The organism is Thermosinus carboxydivorans Nor1 (assembly GCF_000169155.1).
GTDB lineage: Bacteria > Bacillota > Negativicutes > Sporomusales > Thermosinaceae > Thermosinus > Thermosinus carboxydivorans.
Window position 1 is genome coordinate 191510 of record NZ_AAWL01000001.1, and the last position, 20338, is coordinate 211847.

Here is a 20338-nt window from a genome sequence, read left to right on the forward strand (position 1 = left end):
GCATGATTATGGGAAAAAACAATAAGATCTTTTATGGCTGGTGGATTGTTCTTGTCGCGTTTCTCTCGATTGCGATTACTTATGGTACCAAAGGTGTATTTGGCGTAGTTCAGCTGCAAATGCTGGACGACTTGCACTGGACTCGGGCATCCATTGCCGGGGCGTTATCGGCGAACATGATGGTTTATGCAATTGCAGCTCCGTTTGTTGGACGGATCATGGATAAAGTCGGTATTCGGACGATTTTAATTCTCGGGGCGCTGCTTACCGGAGCTGCTTTTATGTTGGTAACAACCGTAACGAGTCCGGTGCAGTTTTATATCTATTATGGTTTGCTCCTCGGACTGGCTAATACCGGCATGGGTATGATTCCTGGGCCTACGGCCGTTAACCGTTGGTTTATCAAAAAACGGGGGCGCGCTTTGTCTATAGCGCTAGTCGCCTCGCCGCTCGGCATGGCCGTTTTCACTTTCTTGGCAAAAGATTTGCTGAAAACGATTGGATGGAAGGGGCTATTCGTCGTTATGGGCGTCGCCGCCTGGGTTTTGGTTATCATCCCGGCGTATTTGCTGATGCGTTCTTCACCGGAAGAAATGGGGTTAAAACCAGACGGCGAAACTGATCAGGCACCCACTTCAGCTTTCTCCGGTGTCAGTGTTGCTCCTGCTCCCAGTATTGCCCAGGAAGAGGAATGGACGTTAACGAAGTTGTTGCTTTCACCCAAAGCCTGGTGCCTATTGTTCGGTTATTTTGTCCTTGGCGGCAATGGTTGGGCCCAGCAGGTGCATCAGGTGCCTCACCTTATGCAAATGGGGCTGAGTAAAGACTCAGCTACCGTCGCCTTAGGGTTTAACATGACGCTAGCAATCTTGTCGATGTTGATTTGGCCGAGTATCTCCGACTTTATGAAACGCAGCACGGCGGTGGTAATTTCCTTAGTTCTTCAAGCATTAGGCACGTTTTTATTGCTGAACGCAAATACGCTGACCATGACTTATGCCTTTGTCTTTATTATGGGAATTTCTCACTATGGTAGCTACGGGCTGTTTACCGCTTTGGCCGCCGATACTTTTGGCCGTCGCAGCTTAGGTACGGTAAGCGGGGTAATGGCTATGGTGGGGGCCGGCGGCGCAGCCTTAGGTATTTATGCGGGCGGGGCCCTTTACGATGCGATGGGGAATTATAGGTTGTTATGGCAATGCGGTATTGGAGCGCTGGTACTTGCGACATTGTTAATTATGGTATTGGGACAAATGAAGCAACAAGCTGATGCATCCGTGAAAACAACGGCTTAAGGGGGAGGAAGGAGTATTATGTATTTCCGTTTACGAACTACGATCAACACCATTCAACTCATTGATAACCATGGCCATCCTGGTTTCGCCGAGTTTTTCGAAGCTCTGCCACATGAGCAGCGTATACCGTTTGCCGTTGATACCTTCAAGACGCCGGAAGAAAGCGCGGCTGGCTTTCCCTATTTGCGCGACTTACATTATGAGGCATATGAAAAGTTTTATGGTTTCACAAAGAGTGATATTCAGGACGCGACCAAGCGTGAGGAACTAGCCCGGAGGTACGATTTGGCCAGACGGTCACCTGGCCAGTTAGTTGATAAAATTATGAAAGCGGCCGGTGTGGAGTTATTGCTAGCCAATATAGCGCTACCTGACTCTCTTAAGGGCAAAGATAACATCCGTTTTGTACCATCGCTTGACCCTCTGATTTTTCCGTTTGATAACACTCCCTGGAAACGGCGGCAACTAAGCAAATATTTTATCGGTTTTTTTGAATACATGCTGTCAGATTTAAAAATAAAGCACGGTTATACCGAAGAAGGTTTTGACGGCTACCTCCGGTTTATTGACCGCGTAATGGACAGTTATGTGCAAGAGCGTGTAGTAGCATTTAAATTCGTTATTGCTTATGCTCGTAATACCTATTTTGCGAAAATTGATATAAGCCAAGGCCCGGAACTATATGCGAAAGCGCGGCGCGGTGACGCGGCAGCATACGGAAAGCTGCAGGACCTGTTAGTCTGGTACATTTTACGCCGAATTAGGCAATTTGATATGGCGGTGCAGTTTCATTTCGCGGTTACCGATAACTACGTAAACTACTTTGACCCTTTGAATCTCGCCAATATATTAGAAGATGAAGAGTTGAAAGACCTAAAACTTGTTATCCTGCACGGCGGCTATCCGCGGTTTGGCCAAGCCGAGGTACTGGCGCTGGGAGGATTAACGCCCAACAAAGTCTATATCGACATTTCGGGGAGGATCATGTTTGCCAATCATCCCAAAATCATCGCGAAAATGTTACGCACCTGGCTGGAAAAGCCAGTTCTTTGGGATAAAATTCTGTACGGATCGGACGTCCTATGGGGAGAACGCTATATTTATACTTGTGCTAAAACCGCGCGGGACAGTGTTTATTATGCTTTAGCCGGGATGATCGACGACGACATTATTGATGAAGATACGGCGATTGCTATTGCTCGCAAAATTTTGCGGGAGAATGCTATCCGCCTATATAATCTAGCCCCTGGGCCAACTTTGCTATAAACTCGGCCGGGGGCGGAAGCTGCTTGACTGCCCACCAGGGATTATGCTGGGTAAGCTCGTCAAGCGAGTAAGTACCGGTGGCTACGGCAATCGTGCGGGCGCCGATCGCTTTGCCGCAGCGGATGTCATTGGGCGTATCGCCGATGACGAAAATCCGGTCAGCGTGGACACTGTAGCGGCGCTGGGCCGCCGCCAACGCTTGTACCGCCAGCTCGCAGCGGTCGAAAGTATTATCCCCGAAACCGCTTGCCGCAAAGTCAAAATACTGGACAATGCCGTAACGGGTAAGCTTGGCTTTGGCACCGGCGCGGGTGTTGCCGGTCAGAAGCAGCGACACATAAGAACAATCGCTGGCAAGGCAGGCGAGAATATCGGCCACCGCCGGCATCAGCCGGCCTTGGCGGATGGCCAGGTACTCGGGTAGAAGCTGTTCATAGCGGCTGAGTAAGGCCTGGACTTCGCCGGCGGTCGCCGCTCGGCCGGTGACGCGGGCGATAATTTGGCCGGCGATATAGCAGTCGGTCATGCCCGCGGTCTTGATACTGCCGAAATCGAAAGCGGCATCGCCATATAAGTCGCGGGTGGCATGGGCAAAAGCGTACAGCCCGGCCCGGTCGGTTCTCATCAAAGTCCCATCAATATCCCAAAAGAGGATGTTCAAGATTATTCTCCTTTGAAATTTTTTTGTAAACAATTCCCGGTCAATAAGCAAAAAACCTGCCGATAAGCCTAATAATTACAGGGGAGAATAATGAATAATCTGGGACAAATAGGCCTGGGTATACCTTATTTTGAGGTAGCCTAGGCCTATTTTTATCACCAGGAATTGTCAGGGTTGCCAAAGTTGATAGCCTAAGCCGTCCCGGGGGCAAATAGCAAGACTGATTGCTGGGAAAAGTTTATTCTAGACATTATTTGACAATAAATGTTAAAATTTAAATAGTGCTATGTTTTGGCATGGGAGGGAGATTTTTGGAAAAATCAACGGTATTGGGGATGCTGGTCGGCGTAGTGGCCATCAGTGTGGGCATGGTGCTAAAAGGCGCCAATTTGTCAATACTCTTAAACTACGCCGCTATTATGATAATTTTTGTGGGCACCCTTGCCAGTTTGCTCAATGCTTTTCCGCTGGCTCAGATAAAAAAACTGCCGGTACTGTTCAAGCTGCTGTTTAAGGAGCAGCAGCTTATGCCCAGGACGGAACTGTTAAAGTTGTTTGTCGAGATGGCCCAGACGGCCCGGCGGGAAGGCCTCTTGGCCCTGGAAGGCCGTCTGGAAGAAATAAGCGACCCGTTTTTGCGCAACGGCTTGATGATGGTTGTTGACGGCATGGATACTGAGCTTATCCGGGACGTCCTGGAAGCCGAGATTGAACTCATGCAGGAGCGCCACAGCAAGGGGGCCCTGATGTTTACCCAGGCAGGCACGTATGCTCCTACGCTCGGGGTGCTCGGCGCGGTAGTCGGGCTTATTGCCGCCCTGGGCAACCTGGACGATATCGAAAAACTGGGGCATTCCATTGCCGCCGCTTTTGTCGCCACCCTGTTCGGCATATTTTCCGGTTATGTCATGTGGCACCCGTTTGCCAATAAACTAAAGTTTTTGTCCAAAAATGAGGTTGAACTGAAGCGTATGATGATTGAAGGCATTTTATCTCTGCAGGCAGGGGAATCGCCTAACGCCCTTGAGGCAAAACTGGTCGTATTCATCCCGCAGAGCGAGCGTGCTAGCCTGAAAGAAAAACGGGAGGAAAAATAATGGCTAGAAAGCAGCATTCGCATCACGAGGAACATATTGACGAGACTTGGCTGGTTCCTTATTCCGATATGCTGACCCTCCTCCTTGCCTTGTTTATTGTGCTCTATGCTTCCGCCGAGGTTGACCAGAAAAAATTTGAGCAGCTGGCGCAATCGTTCAGCTATGCCTTTCGGGGCAATACGTCCATTTTCGAAAGCGTCCGCACGGTGCCGTACGCGGCCGAGGGTCCGCCCCAGATGCCAATTTTGCCGAAGACGCCACCGGTGGTGTCCAGCATGTCCGGGACCAATGAGCATGCTTATATGATGGAGACGGTTCAGCTTATTGAGCTAAAAAAACAGCTGGACCGGTATATTGCCGAAAGCAACCTGGCCGGCGACATCCAGACCGCTTTGACTGATGACGGCCTGATGATAAGGATAAAAGACACGGCGTTGTTTGCCTCCGGCCGGGCCGAACTCAAGCCCGAGTCGTTGCGGCTGGGGACGGAGATCGCCCGGATGATAGCGCCGCTTTCGCAAAGGGTAATAGTAGCCGGACACACCGACAACATGCCGATAAATACGCCGGAGTTTCCGAGCAATTGGGATTTGAGCACCAAGCGGGCCCTTAATTTTATGAAATATATGCTGTCGCAGGCCGAAATCAAGCCGGAGCGGATAAGCGTCAGCGGCTATGGCGAATACCGCCCGGTCGCAAGCAATGACACGGAAGAAGGGCGGGCGAAGAACCGGCGGGTCGAGGTGCTGATCATGCGCAGCTATCTGCCGGATGGCAGTAAACGGTGATAAGAGAATATTGGGGATGGTAAAACAAGCCAAGGCTATGGACGACACCACAGCCTTGGCTTGTTTTACTTTGCTTTATTTTTCTGCTCCTGATAAAACCGATATGTGAGCGGCGCTAGTTTGCTGGCGACCTGGCCGGCGATCACATCGGCGACAAATAGAGTATGCGTGCCTACATCTACCGTCTTGTCGGGCAAAACTTTGGCCTCGATATAGGCCACACAGTCTTGCAGGATCGGGCAGCCGAGGCGTCCGGTCAAATAAGGAATTTCGGTAAATTTATCCTTGGTTCTTCCCGATTGAAAGCCAAAATGCCGGACCATATCGATTTGGTCTTCGCGCAAAACCGATATGGCCAGCACACCTGAGGCCATAACATATTCATGCGTGAGGTTGCGCTTGTTTAAGCACACGGCGATGCGGCATGGCTCGATGGTCAGCTGCGCCACCGTATTGGCGCACTGGCCATTTATTTTATTGTCTTTAATGGAAGAAACAATATATAGTCCATAGCTGATGGTGTCTAACGCGCTGCGGACGGTGGCGGCGTTTGAATTGGCCAGGCTTTCCCGGGTTAGGCTTGCTATTTCGTCACTTAGCAAAACAAAGTATTCTTTGCCTACACCACACAGCGGGCATACGTCCGGCGGGGCATCGCCGACATGAATATAATCACATACGGTGCACTTCCAGCGTTTGGCGCTTTTAGCCGAAGTAGGTTTCTCTGGTTTATCTTCCAGCAAACGAAATTCTTCCGGGCCTACACCGCAAACCGGACACACGTCCGGCGGCTGTTCGCCTTCGTGGATATAGCCGCAAACATTGCATACCCATTTTTTCATCATAACGTTACCTCGTCAAGCCCAGGCATCGATCATTTCGCGCAGTTTCAGAATGTGTTTCTTTTCTTCTTCTTTTAGAGCGGCAAACACTTTCCGCGCGTCTTCAAACTTGGCATTTGCGGCTAGTTCGTCATAAAACAGCACGGAGTCTTTTTCCGCCTGGAGGGCAGTAGCTAAAATCGCTTCAATCGTCGTCAGTTGCGCGATTTTTTCGTGCATTTTTTCCGTTGGCGGGAAAATATGCCCTTCCGCTAAGACGGTGAGGTAGCGGGAAGTGTCGGCATCAAACAAATAGTCGCCGCTATGAGCTTCTTTGCGTGCTTGCAGCGTTTCAAACAACTTGGCAAATGTCGCGTGATGATGCTTTTCTTCGGTCATCAAAAACATGAACAATTCCTTATGTTCTGGCTTTACTGCCCACTCATAAGCCTGGCGGTAAAATTCCCGGCCGCGGTCTTCGATTTCCATGGCAATGCGCAGACCCTCAAGGTCGCTGAACAGATTTTGCGTCATGGTTTACGCCTCCTTTTGGCAAGTTTAATATGTCTTAATAGCTAAACACGAATTTGTACAGCGAATAAGGCTTGGCTGCTCTTTCATAGTATTCAAAAATATTCTGCCAAATTCCTGCCGCTTTTTACCTGAACAATGAAATTTTGTTATACGCGGCGGTATAGTGCCAGATAAGTAGCGCCATTGCCAACCAGATCAACCTCCTGGCCTCAGCTGACCGATTTTATGTCAAGTGGCTTGGGCAGCGGTACGCGTTAGACATAGTGTTTTTGCGATGTGGTTTTGGTCACGGCAAGGCAGATTTCACTATTGTTTTTCAATACGAATCAATCTTTTGCCAAATTTAGCCTATTTCATAGGCTTATTGGGGTATGTCTTTTTTTTTTGCCTTTTTCGGGACGGCGTTTTCACAATAACCGTCCCCACGGCAACCTATAAACCTATAAAGGTTTCCGTCCCCTTACGGGGTGAGGGTTGTACAACGCAATTAAGGGGCAAAAAGGCTACCCACCATTATTTCTGGTTTCCGTCCCCTTACGGGGTGAGGGTTGTACAACTTGAGCGTATTACGGCGCAAACATCGGCGAGCTGGTGGATTGAGTTTCCGTCCCCTTACGGGGTGAGGGTTGTACAACTTACTACGGGTTATGCACAGTTAAAAGATGGAAGGCGTGTTTCCGTCCCCTTACGGGGTGAGGGTTGTACAACCAATTGGAGGGCAGGCTGTCAACCTAATGCCTGGGGACGTTTCCGTCCCCTTACGGGGTGAGGGTTGTACAACCTTTGCCATCTTGTGGAACGGTAGAGACGACGCCCTCTACGTTTCCGTCCCCTTACGGGGTGAGGGTTGTACAACGTTGAGTACGAGTGTCCAATATGTGATGGCAGGTTTTTTGCGTTTCCGTCCCCTTACGGGGTGAGGGTTGTACAACTGAGTCAATTTCCCGATTGCGTTGAAGCCGCCGAATAGGGTTTCCGTCCCCTTACGGGGTGAGGGTTGTACAACTTGAACTGTAAAAACTTCCCGACCGTGAAAGATTTACAAGATGGTTTCCGTCCCCTTACGGGGTGAGGGTTGTACAACGTCACTTCTTATCCCCATACGATGGGGAAGAGACAGAAATTGAAACGTTTCCGTCCCCTTACGGGGTGAGGGTTGTACAACAAGCCAAGGCTTGGCGTGGTGAACATCATTTTAAGGTTTCCGTCCCCTTACGGGGTGAGGGTTGTACAACAATAGATAGCTCACATTTCGTGAGGGAGGTGATCTTTGATGCAGTTTCCGTCCCCTTACGGGGTGAGGGTTGTACAACCCGACGAAGAGCTAGCATTTTCAGAAAGAGAGGATGCATACGTTTCCGTCCCCTTACGGGGTGAGGGTTGTACAACTATACCGGAACTAAGCAGTACGGCGATGCGTCGGTGACATATGGTTTCCGTCCCCTTACGGGGTGAGGGTTGTACAACTAATAATGCCTTCATCCGTCCCAAAACGGATGAAGAAGTTCGCAAGTTTCCGTCCCCTTACGGGGTGAGGGTTGTACAACATCATAATTCATTGTCGACGCAGAAACAATATAAGCGCTAAAGTTTCCGTCCCCTTACGGGGTGAGGGTTGTACAACGAGGGATATATCGCCAGGGCGGTTAGCATTGATGAAATCGCTAAGTTTCCGTCCCCTTACGGGGTGAGGGTTGTACAACCACCGGCGGGCGAAATTGCCGGCGTTCCGATAATCAAGTTTCCGTCCCCTTACGGGGTGAGGGTTGTACAACCCGATATACTGCACAGGTGATTAATTGCGGCACATATTAGGTTTCCGTCCCCTTACGGGGTGAGGGTTGTACAACGAAGAACGGTTTTCCCACGAAGCCAATTCCGTAGTCAGTTTCCGTCCCCTTACGGGGTGAGGGTTGTACAACTCGCTCCAGGAAGTCCTAACCGTCCCAGAGGCCTCGCGCGTTTCCGTCCCCTTACGGGGTGAGGGTTGTACAACATAAGTGAAGGGAGGGACGGAAGGACAAGCTAATCCGCGTTTCCGTCCCCTTACGGGGTGAGGGTTGTACAACGCGGTTGTAAAGCATTTATAAGCATTTTTCTCCCACTAGTTTCCGTCCCCTTACGGGGTGAGGGTTGTACAACGATGACGATTTCGCTTTCCCAAGCGGCAAAAATGCTTGGTTTCCGTCCCCTTACGGGGTGAGGGTTGTACAACAAGAATACAAGATAGAGAATAAAAAGCGAACTAATTTTAGCCGGTTTCCGTCCCCTTACGGGGTGAGGGTTGTACAACAATATCACAACCGGCCTGTACTAGTGGTTCAAAGTATTTATTTATGGTTTCCGTCCCCTTACGGGGTGAGGGTTGTACAACTCCGACAGAACTTACAATATAAGCGTTGGCGTTAGCGGCGCGGGTTTCCGTCCCCTTACGGGGTGAGGGTTGTACAACCCTGCGGCTGGGAAGCCGCATAATTACTGGGCTGAAAATGCAGTTTGCGGGAACCTCGCCACTGTTTGGCTTGCTTTAGCCGTATGAGTCATGAAAAATGCCCTCTAAGCCTTGAGAAATCTACAGCGGGAGGTTTTTGCATTTTTTGCTAGCCACCTATTATTTATGCTAAATGATTTCAAGGATCTTTGTCAATGCCATTATTGCTAGCGAACGCTAGGTATCATCTGATATAAATCGGCTGGTAAATGTCCGGGTCTTCGTTTTCGATCGCCTGGCTGAGCAATTTGGCTTGGCGGGCAAGCAATTGGCGGAATGTCAGTTCTTTGCCGCCATATTTGTTTAGGCGCGTCATGCGCTTTTCATAGGCGGCGATAAATTCGGCCGATGCTTCACGATTTAGGTATACACCGCCGTTTTTATCAGGAGGCAGAAAGTCAAGCGGCTGGATTTCCCGGCGGTGGATAAGCGACATAACTAGTGAATCGATTATCGAAGGGCGCCATTCTTCCATTAGGTCGGAAACAAGCGTAGGATGTCCTTGACGGTCTTTGTGCAAAAAACCGGCATATGGATGCAGGCCTGCATTTTGGACAATGGTGTAAAAATCATACATTAACAGGGTATAACCAAAACTTAATAACGAATTAAAAGGGTCTTTCGGTGGCTGTTTGTTTCGTCCTTTAAAGGCAAAATCGTCGGGCACCAAACAGGCCAAAGCGGTGAAATAATGCCGTGCGGCGCTGCCTTCTAATCCTAATAGGGTTTCAATTTTGTCTACATTAGGGATTTTCTCCGCAATTATGCCCATCGCGTGAATATGGTCGGCAACTTCGGGGCTATTGGCCGTCCGTTGATACCGGCGCAGAATGGTCATGCAGTTGGCAATTTTGGCGTCTATTATCGCTTGGGCAATTTTAAGGCAAAAATCGGGACGATCGCCCATGCGAATTTGCTGGCGGTGCAGAAAGATATCGATGTGGCGTGTCGATTCGAGCCGACCATAGAACTCACCCGTTTTTGACAACCAGGTTAGGGTGATGCCCCGCTTTAAAAACTCCGTGATTGTTTTGGCCGATACTTGAATGCTACCGAATAATACGACATTGTCTAAAAGTTCTAGCGGTATTTCGCGCAAGATGGTATCGCCTTTACAGACAAGAAAGCGCCCGGCGTTTTTTTGAATATGGCTGCCGGCGTCCGTTACGTATAATGTACGCACGACATTTATGCCTCGCTTCTCAGATAATTATCGAAGAGCAATCATCGACAATCGTTTCGCTACCCCAGGAAAGTACGGCCATTTTCCCGCTTAATAGGTAAATGCGCAAAGAATCTTCCGCATGGTCAATTAGGCGCGGGGCAATTTTAACCAACCGGTCATAGCGGCGGCGATCAAGCATACATTCAAAAGCGGATTTTTGCACGCGAAAACCAAATGCTTCAAGCAATTTTGCCATTTTGCGGCGACGTTTGTCGTCAATTATGTCGTAAATTACCAAAACAAAATACTTGTGTGACGTTACCATCTCTGGCGGCAAGGCATCGTCGTCAAGCTCAAGCCAAACTTTCCCCATATGCCACCGCTACCACACGCATTTGAGTTGGTCGTTTAAATCAAGCCACCCGGACAGACCGTTTTTGACTTTTTGCACCTCGTCGCATTCAGAGATAAATGGCCAAATTGCGTCTTTTACATATTTATAATCGGTTTGCGTGAGCGGGTTGATGCCGTGGGCCAAAAAGCTGTAGTTGCGTTTTTGGAGGGCTTCAAGAACTTTTCCCTTGTGTTTTAGCCATGTTTGGCCTACTGGGTCGCCTAGTTTTGCCAGTAATTCATAGTCTTCGACAAGGCCAATCTGGATTTCTCCTTTGGCATTGCGGCGAGCTTCGTAATCCGGGCGGATAGGCTCCGGCAACTTGGCTGTGTCGAGGTTTGAGCTATTGAGGCCTTTGGCCAGCAGGCAAAATTGGGCATACATCTCGAGTGCGCGGTAGATGCGGGCAATGGCATCGTCATAGCTGCCCCGGGCTGCACGGCGTTCGGCATTGGCAAGGACGTCGTACACAAGGACGTAACCGGGGAATTTGCCTGAGGTTGGCGAGCTATACCATTGCAATCCGCGCCATGCGGTGCTGAGTTTGATAATTAACGGCTGAATTTTTCCATCATTACCAAACGGCTTCAAATATTCGTACGCCTTATCATAGATAAACGTATCCCAATATCCAAAGCCGCGGCAAAGATTGCGCAGGCGGTTAAAATCGGGCACTTCATCGTCCAGGCCGTCATGACAAAGTTCGTCCAAAAGGTTGATCGCGGCCGGATAGTTCCATTCACGGGCCATAGCCAAAGCTTGCCTGGATTGGCGGAAGGCAACGGCTTTGTTGTTGACGCGCCTGCAAACCTGTTCACCATCGCGGATTTTGATGAGGTCTTTGCGGGGGCCTGCTACCAGGCTGATGACGATGTCTTTATATTCGACCGCGGCAAGCAGCAGGCCGGCACTCATCGATTTAGTGCCGCCGGTATAATCGGCGATGACGCGCCAGCCGTTATGCTGGAACTTTTCGATCAGATCACAGGCTTTCTTATAGGTGTCAAAAGGCTTATCGGCCTCAACGACCAATGTTTCAAATCGGTCGTTGCTTAAGCCGAGCGCACTGGCCAGGGCTTTGTTGGTAGTAGTTTCGGTATGACCACATTTTGGACATTTGCGCGGCGGCTGGGTAGTGTCTTTGTAAATACTGTCATAGCTGCCTTCGTCGCCGTCTTTTCGTGCGGTGCAGAGAAAAACGATATAATCCGGCTGATGCTTGGTCACGGAGTCGATGATCGGTTGCGGTGAGCCGCCGACGGTGATAAGCAAAACTTTTTTCATCTGCATTTCCACGCTCCTTGTTAAAGCATGCAGGCCACACGCCAAGCCAGGTCCTTCAAATCCTCGCGGCAGATAAGTTCAATCCGCGCATTTTGCAGGCGCTGGCGAAAAATCGGCGGGATTTCGTCCTGGCGCCGATGGGTGACGATGGCGATGCGGGCGAAATAGCCGGCGGTTTTATGGGCGACCGATTCCAATTTGGGAATTTGCTCGGCGGTGTTGCTAAACAGGCTTTTGGAATAGCCGGCCTTGCATTCCAGAAACAGCATTTTGCCGTATTCATTAATGAGCACATCGACTTCGTTGGCCTTGACGTGGCCGATATCCCCGCCTTGGGCCGCGATTTCGGCGTAGACGTCATAATCGTACAAAGCGACGTTTTTGCGAACCTCCTGAAACCGGCCGCTTATCTTGGGGTAAATGTATTCTTCCAGCCAACTGCCATGCTGCAAAAATTTCAATAGGGCGTCCGATTGCATGCGGATGGATACCGTTTGGCCGACGCGACGGTAATCAAGCCAGCCGAGGGCTTTGAGATAGGACAATACCGTGCTTATCGCGGGCCAAAGATTGCCATGGCTGTTGTGCGGCGTCGCCAAATCTTTTTGGAAGTGAATTTCGCCCGTGGGGGCAGCAGTATATTTGTGTTTAAATTCGCTTGTATTGAACCAAGTGAAAAAATCGCACCAGGCTTGAAAATAGTTATCAATGTAGTCGATCAGCAGCGGCAGCCCCTCGGGCAGCCAACGCCGGTCGTCGCAGGCTGCTTTGCCATAAGCGCGAAAAACGACGTTACTGGGAATATGCGGCAGGCGCTCGCTGACGATGTGGCCAGAGGCATCGGTTACGTCGCGGATGACCCCGGTCTCGCTGTCGATGTAGATCGCTTTGGCCGACGTTTGCTGCACTGCTTGGTAGAGGGCAAGCGACATTAGTTTGGTGCCGCCGGTCAGGTCGACCAAAGTTTCCCCGTTGCCGGCGATTAGCTTGCGCGCCATGGCCGACAGGGAGCGCATGTCATAGTGGTTTTTCAAAATGTGGGTGCTGACTTTTAGGCCGGGGCTAAGCATGGCCAAGGCCGCGGTTAAATGCTGGGCCCGGCCTTGCTTGGCCGTTGTCGTGAGAATATGGAGAGTGCCGCTACTAGGTAGGAGACTGGCAAACATCAAAATCGGGGCGACTTGGTCGCCTAAGAGGGTAATTGCTTGCATTATAAATCACCTATTTTCACTTGCAGGGCTGCCAATGGCGCTCTGATGATCGCCGCTGTCAAAATGGTCAGGGGAGGATAAGGTTTGGGGAAGCAAGCTGGCAAGGCCGACAGCACCTTTGGGCTTGGCCCACACGGTGACGCCGCCCATGCCGAGCGCGGTTTTGACGCCGATGCCACTGATTTCGCCATAGGCCAAGAGCATCGCCGCCAGCCGCACCAGTTGCTCCGGCCCGGCGATTGACAATGTGATTTCGCCGGAAAAGGCCGGAATACGTATGCTTTCGACGCTAAAGGTGTTTAGCCGCAGTCGGTAGTCGATAATGCGTGTATAGGCGGTCAGGTCGTCAATAAGGCGCGGCCGGTCGAGGACAAAGCCGCTGGCACAGGCGTTCCAGCGGTTGACCAGGCTTTGGTAGATGTGAAAGACGCTGGGGAATATTTGATATGCGTTATCGATTTTAAAAGAAGCCGGCGTAGCGAACTTCATGACGAAGCGCCGCGCCGGCGCGGGGGAAAGAAAGAAATGGTTGACAAACTCGCGGTAGGTGCAAGCGACGAGTTGGCGTTTAACCGTTATGGCAATGTGGGCATGTTTGTCGCGGAGGTAAAAGGCGGCGTTAGGTGCAGCCAGTAGCGGAGCGACCAGTTGTTGCGCCGCTGGCGGCGTCAATGTGCCAATGCGCCAAACAGCGGCTTCTTTGGTGACGCGCAGGTGCTGGCTATAGGGGCGCAGGCCGGGCTCATGCAGCGTAGTGGCGGCCGCGCTATCAAGGCGCTCAATGAGAGCGCCGTGCAGCACTGAACCGGCGTTGGCGTCAAGGCGCAGCCCCGGCGGTGTCGCCAGTTGGAATTCGGTCAGAGTGATCATGGCAATTGCTCCAGTTTACATACGCCCATCAGGTAGCGTTCGTTATTGTATATGCCCAGCTTGAGCGTGCGGGGGGCTAGGCGGCTATCGCGCTGGACGTGACGGTGTTTGGCGAAGCGCAGGTCAAGCAGCGCGGCGGTAAGAGCCCGGGCTTCGTTTACGGTTGCCAGGCTGTAGAGCAAGGTCTTGTCCAAAAAGCCGCTGCCGCCGCCCAAAATGAGGTTGGCGCTTGCCATGCGGCTAAATAAGCTGCCGAGCCGTTGGCCAAAAGCGGCTTTTTCGATATTTAGCATATGAGCGGCGTGGCTGCGGGCGGCAGCCAGTACGTCCGCTGGCGAAGCGATGCCGATCGCGCGAGTTAAAGCCGGTTCGACCGTCAGGGTAAAGGTGAGGGTTGTCCCCGGGGTAAAGCACTCGCGCACCAACGCAATGTAGTTTTCTGGGTCGCGCCCACCGGGAGCATCTTGCCAGTCGACTTTGCGCAGCAGGCAGGTCGGTGGGGCTTTGGGCGCAGTGCAGAAAGCATCGCTGACGCGGATGCCTTTCATGACGCTGGTTACCGCGTCTTTGGCCGGTACTTTTTTGTTATTTTCGTCGAAAAGTTCAAGCCGATGAAGCAAGTCGCTTTCAATCTGTGCGGTCAGCTTCTCGATTTTTTTGAGTTTATCTTTATCGGACATATGCCGCGTTCGGACAAGATCGCCTAGTTGTTGCCAGTAGGCATGTTTGTTTATTGCGGAAAGAGTATTGCTCGTCAACAGGTGGTGAAGGATGGCGGTGCGCAGAGCGCCTTTGATGCTGCTGCCGGGGATATAGGGCCGACCATCCGCGCCGCGCATGAGCGGCGTGATGCTGTTAAGCAAGCGACTGTCCCGCTCGATGGCCGGAGCTACCGTCGCCCAACCACTGGCGACCCGTTCGATCTCGGCCGGGGTGATCCAGTTGTCAGTGCACCAGCGATACAAATCGCTGATCGAGCCGGCGGCGATGCGATCGCTGAACGAAGAGAGCAGACGTTTTTGGCTGAGCAGTCCAATCCAGGCCGTTTCGTTCAGAAAATAGGCACGGCGTTGCTTGGTATCGTATATATATTGCAGTTTGGTCAGCTTGTCCCCGGAGCCGACATGGACGGGCCCAAGGCAGGTCAGTTTTATGGTGACGGTTTCTAGATGTTTGTTCATAATTTCAACCCCGCATAGAGAGGTTTGCCGTAGCGGTAGACGGGATGCTTGCCGCCGGCTGCTAGGTCGCCGACTTGGCCGGCCGCTTTGGCTTTGAGGCAGGAGCCGGCGGCAAGCATGTGCACGCTGTGGTGTTTGACCGCGCTCGGAGCATACGCCGGGCTGGCGACAAACCCGCCGCGTGCCGTCAGGCTATAAAAACCGTCGGCCAGCAGTGCCACTTCGTTCGGCAGCGGCCACAGGCACGACAGCGCCATGTACCAGTCGGCATCGGTGGCGGTAAGGAGGGAGTACAGCGCGGCATCATCGGCATAGACGCCTGTTTCATCCATATCAATCGGGTCTTCGGCCAGCTCGAACTTGCCCAGGCCGGCGCTGCGTTTGCCGCCGATGCCGCTGTAGCTAAGCGAGGCAATCAGTCGGTCGATCCAATCAAGTAGATCCTGGTCGGCCGCGGCGGCGACGAAGTACAGGCCGCAGCCAGCGCCGAATTGGTATTGGGTTACGACATAGGGCAGGGTTTGGCGCTCGCCGTCAACGCGGGCGTTGACCCTGACGGCGCTGAATTTGGCAATGTCGCTGAGCGCGATGGCGTTAGCGTTGTCCAGGTCGAACTGAGAACTATCGCCGGTGCGCAGCCAGTAAAGATAGGCCGGCAGCAGCCGCACCGGCAGGTAGGGCAGCTTATTCAGCTTCTTTTTGATGTGGGCCGCCGTAGCGCTCGCGGTGCGGCCGGCCGCCGGTTGTTGCCAGGCGGTATCCGGCGGCAGTAGCGGCCGGGGCAGATACAGCGTTTCGCCCCGATAGGGGAACAAGTCGGTCACTAATAGGTTGCCGTCCGCTGCCGCTGCGGCCAGCCGCTGGGGAGCGGCGGCGGACAGCATGGCCGCCTCGCTGCATAAAGCGCTAAACAGCGTGTCGGCCCGGCCGGCGAGGCGTGCCTGGTCGAGTCCGGCGGCCGCGCCATCGTCGCCGAAGCGCACGGGCGTCAGAAAGCGCAGCTTATACAGCCGAAATAACATTAAAACCGGCTCCTTCAAGAATTTTTTTCACGCTGTCGGGGCTGACCGCCTGCTTGCGGTCGACGGTTATGACATTAATGTGAAAATCGGCAAACTTGACCCGCCCGTAGCCGCGCGAGCCGTGTCCGCCCAGGTAGTCCAGCTCCAACAGCTTCAGGCCGTCGGCCAGCGCCTTGAGGTCGGCGGCGGCTTCGTCCAGCGCTTCAATATTATAAACCAGCCGAAAAGCAAACTCCGCGCCGGCCGGTACCCGTTCTACTTGACGGGGGTTGGCAACGGCCGTTAACCGGTCAATGGCGTTTTCAAATTTGACTTCGGTCAGATAGAGGTCGGTGTCCATCCGGCTAATCTTATTGGCACTGTCGTCAGTCATAAATACGTCATAAAACTGCAGCCGCGCGTGTTTGACTGGTTTGCTGCTGCCAAACAGGCGGGTGACCTCGATCGGGTCGCTGTCCGGTTCGCCGAGGACGGGATTTTCGCTCAGCGCTTTGGCCAAAAGCGTGCGAATTTTGCCTTTGAGGGAGCTGCCAGGGATCATGGGGCGCCTGGTAAGCGGGTCGCGAATGACAATACAGTCCACGTCGCCAATAGAAGCGTTGTCTTTGCTGGCGCCGATGTGCAGGCCGGTCACCAGGCTCAGTTTGGCTTGCAGATTGATTTTGCCGAAAATGGTCGCAATTTTACCGTTGCTCATTGCTAGCGGCGGCCTCCTTCGCTACTCATCGCGCTTTCATATTTGTGGAAAGCGACAATGGCTTCGATTAATTTGGCGAAATCGCGGTATTTGTCCGCGCTGGTGCCAATGGCGCGGATACGGTCGATCAGCTTAGCTTTAGTGACAAAGTCTTTAACATCCTTTTCCCGGCCGCTTTCATAGGCAAGTTTGACTTCCAGATAGCGGATCTCGTCGGCCAGCGGTTTGGGCAGTTCTTTCAGCTCATTGCCGGCGCCGGTCTGGCTTTGGTACGCTTCCAGTTTGTTGTTGATGGCGTTGACGGCCGTAAGGAATTTACGAAGTTTAGTGGTATTAAGCCTAATTTTGCCGTCGCGGTCTTTAAGGTCGGCGACAATTTTTTGCGCTTGTTTGATAATCTCGTCCATTAATTGAACCCTCCTTCTATGGCAGAATGCGCCTGCGGCGCGCGCAGGCCGTACAATAAAAGCTGCAGAGCAGTAGCCACCTGGCGGCGGCTAGATGGTTCGCTGTACCAGCGGAATACCCGGCCGGCAAATTCGCGGTATACGGGTTTAAGGTTGTTCTGCATCGGCTCAAGCCGGGCCAGCAGGTACGCCAGGCGGGCGAGGTCGATGCGGCCCTGCTCGTCCGGCACGGCGTCAAACATGGTATACAGTTTGTACAGCGCGCCGCGGGAAATGGGCAGGGTGCCGCTCGCGCCGACGCGCGCGCCATCTTTGCCCAATGCCAGGGTAGCGCGGAAAAAGGTTAATTTATCGTCCAGTACGCCGCTTATAAAATCGTCCCAGCGATAACAATGACGGCACGTAAAGGGGCTGGTTTCCTTAGTTGTGTCTTTGGCGAGGCCGAACAGGGCGACGCTGTCTTTAGCGGGGTTGTGTTTGGCCTCATCCTCCAGCTCGCCGGCGATTTCCGCCATGCGGGCGACAGGGTAATGCGGCGGGAAAAAAGCAATGCCGGCAGACAGCGTCAGCTTGTCGGCGGTGAAGCGGCGGAAGGCCTGACGGATATCGACCGCGAGCGCGATGATATCGTCCCAGGCGCCGACGATTACATAATCGTCGCCGCCGGCGTAGACGATCGACACTTTGCGGGCGGCGGGCGGCCGGTCCCATAGGCTAAGCGGTGCCATTTCGTCCGCCTCGCCGCGCAAATTGCCGCGGCAGATATCGTTAATGTGATATTTGAAAAAAAGCGACAGCTGGCGCGACAGCGTCGCGTACCGGGAAATAGTGGCGTGCTTTTGGGCAAAGCCGGCGATAAAGGCGCTGCCCAGGTTGTCGACATCGGCCCGCAGCACGGCTAAACGCTCGATACCGGTGCTGGCCGCGGCCAGGTCTTCAAACGTCATGACGGCGCCACTGGCGTGGCGGCTGACATAGTCGCCGGTCCACAGGCAGGTTGCCAGCAGATCGCCGGCGGCCATTTCGTTTTTGGCGTAAAGCCGAAGCAGTTCGCCTGTTTTTTGTAAATGGGGCACCTCGTCTTTTTTTACGACGTGCAGGGTATTGCTGCCGGCAAGCGCGGGCAAGGCAATGCCGCCGCCGCTATAGCCGGCGGTGACAGCAAACACGCTATCCGGCTGCAGCAGGCGTTCGCCAAAGGTATAGAGATCGTGACAGCGGGGGCAGACATACATATCAGGTTTATCTTTAAACGGCACCAATTTTTGGTTGGACGTATTGCATACGCCGCACTCGCGGGTGGCATCGGCAACGGCATTAAGCGGACTGTGCGGGTCAAACAGCTTGGCCAACTGCTTGTTATTATAGCGGCGCAGTTTGGCCGTCGCCATTTTGGCGGCCAGCGCCTGGAAAACGGCGCCGGTGCCGCTTTTGCCGTTGGCGTCAGATCCCATCAGATCATTGGCCGCGGTTTCCTGCCACACTATTTCCAGATACAGCGCCGTGCCGAACTGCTCCAGCAGCCAGTCGCTCACACGCTCCTTGATATTGCTTAGCAAGGTTATTATCGCCGGCGTATTAGGCAGCAGCAGCCGGAAGTGGCCGCCGCCGGTATATAGCAGATTGGCTCGGCTGAGCCCAGCCGCGCTTAAAATTTCGTCGGCGATGGTTTCCAGCAGCATTTCCAGGTAAAACGACCGCCCGCGCAGCGACTTGAGCGCACCGGCGGATGGAATGGTGTAAATGAAGTTTTGGATGCCGCTGATGTCGCCCGCGGCCAACAAGAAAGCGTTTTGCCGGCGAAAGTCGGCGTTGCCGCTGCCGTAGCACCAGTGCTGCCAGTCGGTGATGCCCTGCGCGTGGAAAAAGTCGTACATGGCGGCCGCGATCGCTGCCGTCAGGCGGCTGTGGTCATACAGAGAAATATCGTTGGCCTCGTCGGTGGCCGTGCTGGCCGGTATGTATGACGTTACCGCCTCGATTACTTTTAGCACTTCATTGACATGGCAGGCGGCGAAGTTGATTTTTTTCAGATTAGCCTTAAGCGTATCTAGCAGCAAGTGATATTTGTCGGCAGAAGCAATAATCGTACCGCTGGCGGCCGGGTAGTTGATCAGGCCGGTTTCCGTCAGACCGCGCAAGTAGTGGACTTTTTTCGCGCCGGCTCCGTTTAAGCGGGTAAAAATGCTCTCCAGCGGAGCAGTGAGATCAAACCCGGGCGTAGCCGTTTCGTCTTTGCGGCGGTCGACGCCGGCGGCGATATTGTCGGCTTCATAAACAAGCCAGGCGAGATGCTTGGTGTCAGTAAGGCCGCGTACGTCAGCAGCATGATGGTTGGCGACGCACTCGAGCAGCAGCCGCCCGTCGTCGCTAGCGGCGAATTCGCCCAAGCAGTCGGCTAAAAAAGTACGACCGCGTTGGCTGTGGCTTCCTTCGCCCCACCCGGCGCGGTAGCAAATTTTGCCGACATCGTGCAGCAGCCCTGCCAGCGATATTATGCGGATCCATCGCTCCATCGGCTAGTCCTCCTGTAAGCCTGCAGCTGGTGGCCGCAGTAGAATTTTGTTTTTATTTTAACAAAAACAGGGCATGAGAGTTGTCGAAACTTGTCAATGCGGTGGTTAAATTTGCAAAAATTTTCAGGTTAGCGCTATTTAAACTTTGCTGGGAAAACTGCTGGCAATGACGCGGGTTCGACGAAAAAGGAAGAAGCAGGCACGTGGTGCCTGCTTCTTCCTTTTTCGCTGAGGTTTCCGTCCCCTTACGGGGGTTTTGTTTTTAAACACGCCAAACGAACACTGCGAATCACAAAACTGTCTGAACCTGCCCGGTTTCCGTCCCCTTACGGGGATTTTGTTTTTAAACGATACATGAAAAGTCGTTTAAAGCCTTGGTTGAACTGCCAGGTTTCCGTCCCCTTACGGGGATTTTGTTTTTAAACGCTGGAAGAGGCGCGCAAATATTACGAAGGGCTTAAAGGTTTCCGTCCCCTTACGGGGATTTTGTTTTTAAACCCCCATGGCTTGCGCCATGGAATAATGCCATTTTCCAGTTTTTGGTTTCCGTCCCCTTACGGGGATTTTGTTTTTAAACCGCGGCAGGCATGGGATGACAACTGGAAGGTAGTCAATTCCGTTTCCGTCCCCTTACGGGG

The 20338-nt window shown here is 52.8% G+C and carries 17 protein-coding genes and 2 CRISPR repeat arrays (1 of these 19 only partly in view); of the genes, 4 read left to right on the forward strand and 13 right to left on the reverse strand.

The annotated features are described in order from the left end of the window. Window positions 1-8 precede the first annotated feature (8 nt). Together TCARDRAFT_RS00815 and TCARDRAFT_RS00820 are read left to right on the forward strand one after the other, a co-directional pair. Window positions 9-1295, forward strand: coding sequence for an MFS transporter (locus TCARDRAFT_RS00815; protein WP_007288105.1), 1287 nt, complete (start codon window positions 9-11; stop codon window positions 1293-1295). A gap of 18 nt (window positions 1296-1313) precedes the next feature. Beyond that, window positions 1314-2561, forward strand: coding sequence for an amidohydrolase family protein (locus TCARDRAFT_RS00820; RefSeq protein ID WP_007288107.1), 1248 nt, complete (start codon window positions 1314-1316; stop codon window positions 2559-2561). Here TCARDRAFT_RS00820 and TCARDRAFT_RS00825 read toward each other — a convergent pair. Continuing rightward, a complete protein-coding gene (locus TCARDRAFT_RS00825; RefSeq protein ID WP_040682876.1) occupies window positions 2518-3222 on the reverse strand; it encodes an HAD family hydrolase in 705 nt (234 codons plus the stop codon). The two genes, TCARDRAFT_RS00820 and TCARDRAFT_RS00825, sit on opposite strands and share 44 nt — an antisense overlap. A 311-nt stretch (window positions 3223-3533) precedes the next feature. On the opposite strand from TCARDRAFT_RS00825, the gene motA reads away from it, so the two are divergent. Together motA and TCARDRAFT_RS00835 are read left to right on the forward strand one after the other, a co-directional pair. Beyond that, on the forward strand, window positions 3534-4319 hold the full coding sequence (gene motA, locus TCARDRAFT_RS00830; RefSeq protein WP_007288108.1) for a flagellar motor stator protein MotA: 786 nt from the start codon (window positions 3534-3536) through the stop codon (window positions 4317-4319). After that, window positions 4319-5107 carry a flagellar motor protein MotB gene (locus tag TCARDRAFT_RS00835; protein WP_007288109.1) on the forward strand — a complete coding sequence of 263 codons (789 nt, stop codon included), beginning with the start codon at window positions 4319-4321 and terminating at the stop codon, window positions 5105-5107. Before motA ends, TCARDRAFT_RS00835 begins: the two co-directional genes overlap by 1 nt. A 65-nt stretch (window positions 5108-5172) precedes the next feature. Here the strand turns inward: TCARDRAFT_RS00835 and TCARDRAFT_RS00840 are convergent, their stop codons facing one another. From TCARDRAFT_RS00840 to cas10, 12 genes are all read right to left on the reverse strand, one after another. After that, entirely contained in the window at window positions 5173-5952 is a 780-nt protein-coding gene (locus TCARDRAFT_RS00840) for a flavin reductase (RefSeq protein WP_007288110.1), read from the reverse strand. A 12-nt stretch (window positions 5953-5964) separates the two neighbouring features. Beyond that, the gene (locus TCARDRAFT_RS00845) at window positions 5965-6462 is read right to left on the reverse strand and encodes a ferritin-like domain-containing protein (RefSeq protein ID WP_007288111.1); all 498 of its coding nucleotides are present in this window, start codon (window positions 6460-6462) and stop codon (window positions 5965-5967) included. 448 nt (window positions 6463-6910) lie between these two features. Then, window positions 6911-8914: a CRISPR direct-repeat array (repeat unit 35 nt; unit sequence GTTTCCGTCCCCTTACGGGGTGAGGGTTGTACAAC). A 223-nt stretch (window positions 8915-9137) separates the two neighbouring features. Further along, window positions 9138-10136: a CRISPR-associated endonuclease Cas1 gene (cas1, locus tag TCARDRAFT_RS00850; RefSeq protein WP_007288112.1), complete on the reverse strand. Its 999-nt coding sequence runs from the start codon at window positions 10134-10136 to the stop codon at window positions 9138-9140. Between the two features lie 19 nt (window positions 10137-10155). Then, entirely contained in the window at window positions 10156-10491 is a 336-nt protein-coding gene (gene cas2, locus TCARDRAFT_RS00855) for a CRISPR-associated endonuclease Cas2 (protein ID WP_007288247.1), read from the reverse strand. A gap of 9 nt (window positions 10492-10500) precedes the next feature. Continuing rightward, a complete protein-coding gene (locus TCARDRAFT_RS00860) occupies window positions 10501-11802 on the reverse strand; it encodes a TIGR02710 family CRISPR-associated CARF protein (RefSeq protein WP_007288113.1) in 1302 nt (433 codons plus the stop codon). Window positions 11803-11816: 14 nt separating this feature from the next. Next, window positions 11817-13007, reverse strand: coding sequence for a Card1-like endonuclease domain-containing protein (locus TCARDRAFT_RS00865; protein ID WP_007288114.1), 1191 nt, complete (start codon window positions 13005-13007; stop codon window positions 11817-11819). 6 nt (window positions 13008-13013) lie between these two features. Next, on the reverse strand, window positions 13014-13877 hold the full coding sequence (gene cas6, locus TCARDRAFT_RS14465) for a CRISPR system precrRNA processing endoribonuclease RAMP protein Cas6 (RefSeq protein WP_007288115.1): 864 nt from the start codon (window positions 13875-13877) through the stop codon (window positions 13014-13016). Continuing rightward, on the reverse strand, window positions 13874-15058 hold the full coding sequence (gene csm5 / locus TCARDRAFT_RS00875; RefSeq protein ID WP_007288116.1) for a type III-A CRISPR-associated RAMP protein Csm5: 1185 nt from the start codon (window positions 15056-15058) through the stop codon (window positions 13874-13876). The genes cas6 and csm5 overlap by 4 nt, the downstream gene beginning before the upstream one ends. After that, window positions 15055-16080, reverse strand: coding sequence for a type III-A CRISPR-associated RAMP protein Csm4 (gene csm4, locus TCARDRAFT_RS00880; protein WP_007288117.1), 1026 nt, complete (start codon window positions 16078-16080; stop codon window positions 15055-15057). The genes csm5 and csm4 overlap by 4 nt, the downstream gene beginning before the upstream one ends. Next, window positions 16061-16777 carry a type III-A CRISPR-associated RAMP protein Csm3 gene (gene csm3, locus TCARDRAFT_RS00885; RefSeq protein ID WP_007288118.1) on the reverse strand — a complete coding sequence of 239 codons (717 nt, stop codon included), beginning with the start codon at window positions 16775-16777 and terminating at the stop codon, window positions 16061-16063. Before csm3 ends, csm4 begins: the two co-directional genes overlap by 20 nt. A 2-nt stretch (window positions 16778-16779) precedes the next feature. Next, window positions 16780-17184, reverse strand: a complete 405-nt coding sequence (gene csm2 / locus TCARDRAFT_RS00890) for a type III-A CRISPR-associated protein Csm2 (protein ID WP_007288119.1) — start codon at window positions 17182-17184, stop codon at window positions 16780-16782. Beyond that, window positions 17184-19700, reverse strand: coding sequence for a type III-A CRISPR-associated protein Cas10/Csm1 (gene cas10, locus TCARDRAFT_RS00895; protein ID WP_007288120.1), 2517 nt, complete (start codon window positions 19698-19700; stop codon window positions 17184-17186). The genes csm2 and cas10 overlap by 1 nt, the downstream gene beginning before the upstream one ends. Window positions 19701-19933: 233 nt before the next feature. Then, window positions 19934-20338: a CRISPR direct-repeat array (repeat unit 35 nt; unit sequence GTTTCCGTCCCCTTACGGGGATTTTGTTTTTAAAC); it runs 2451 nt beyond the window's last position.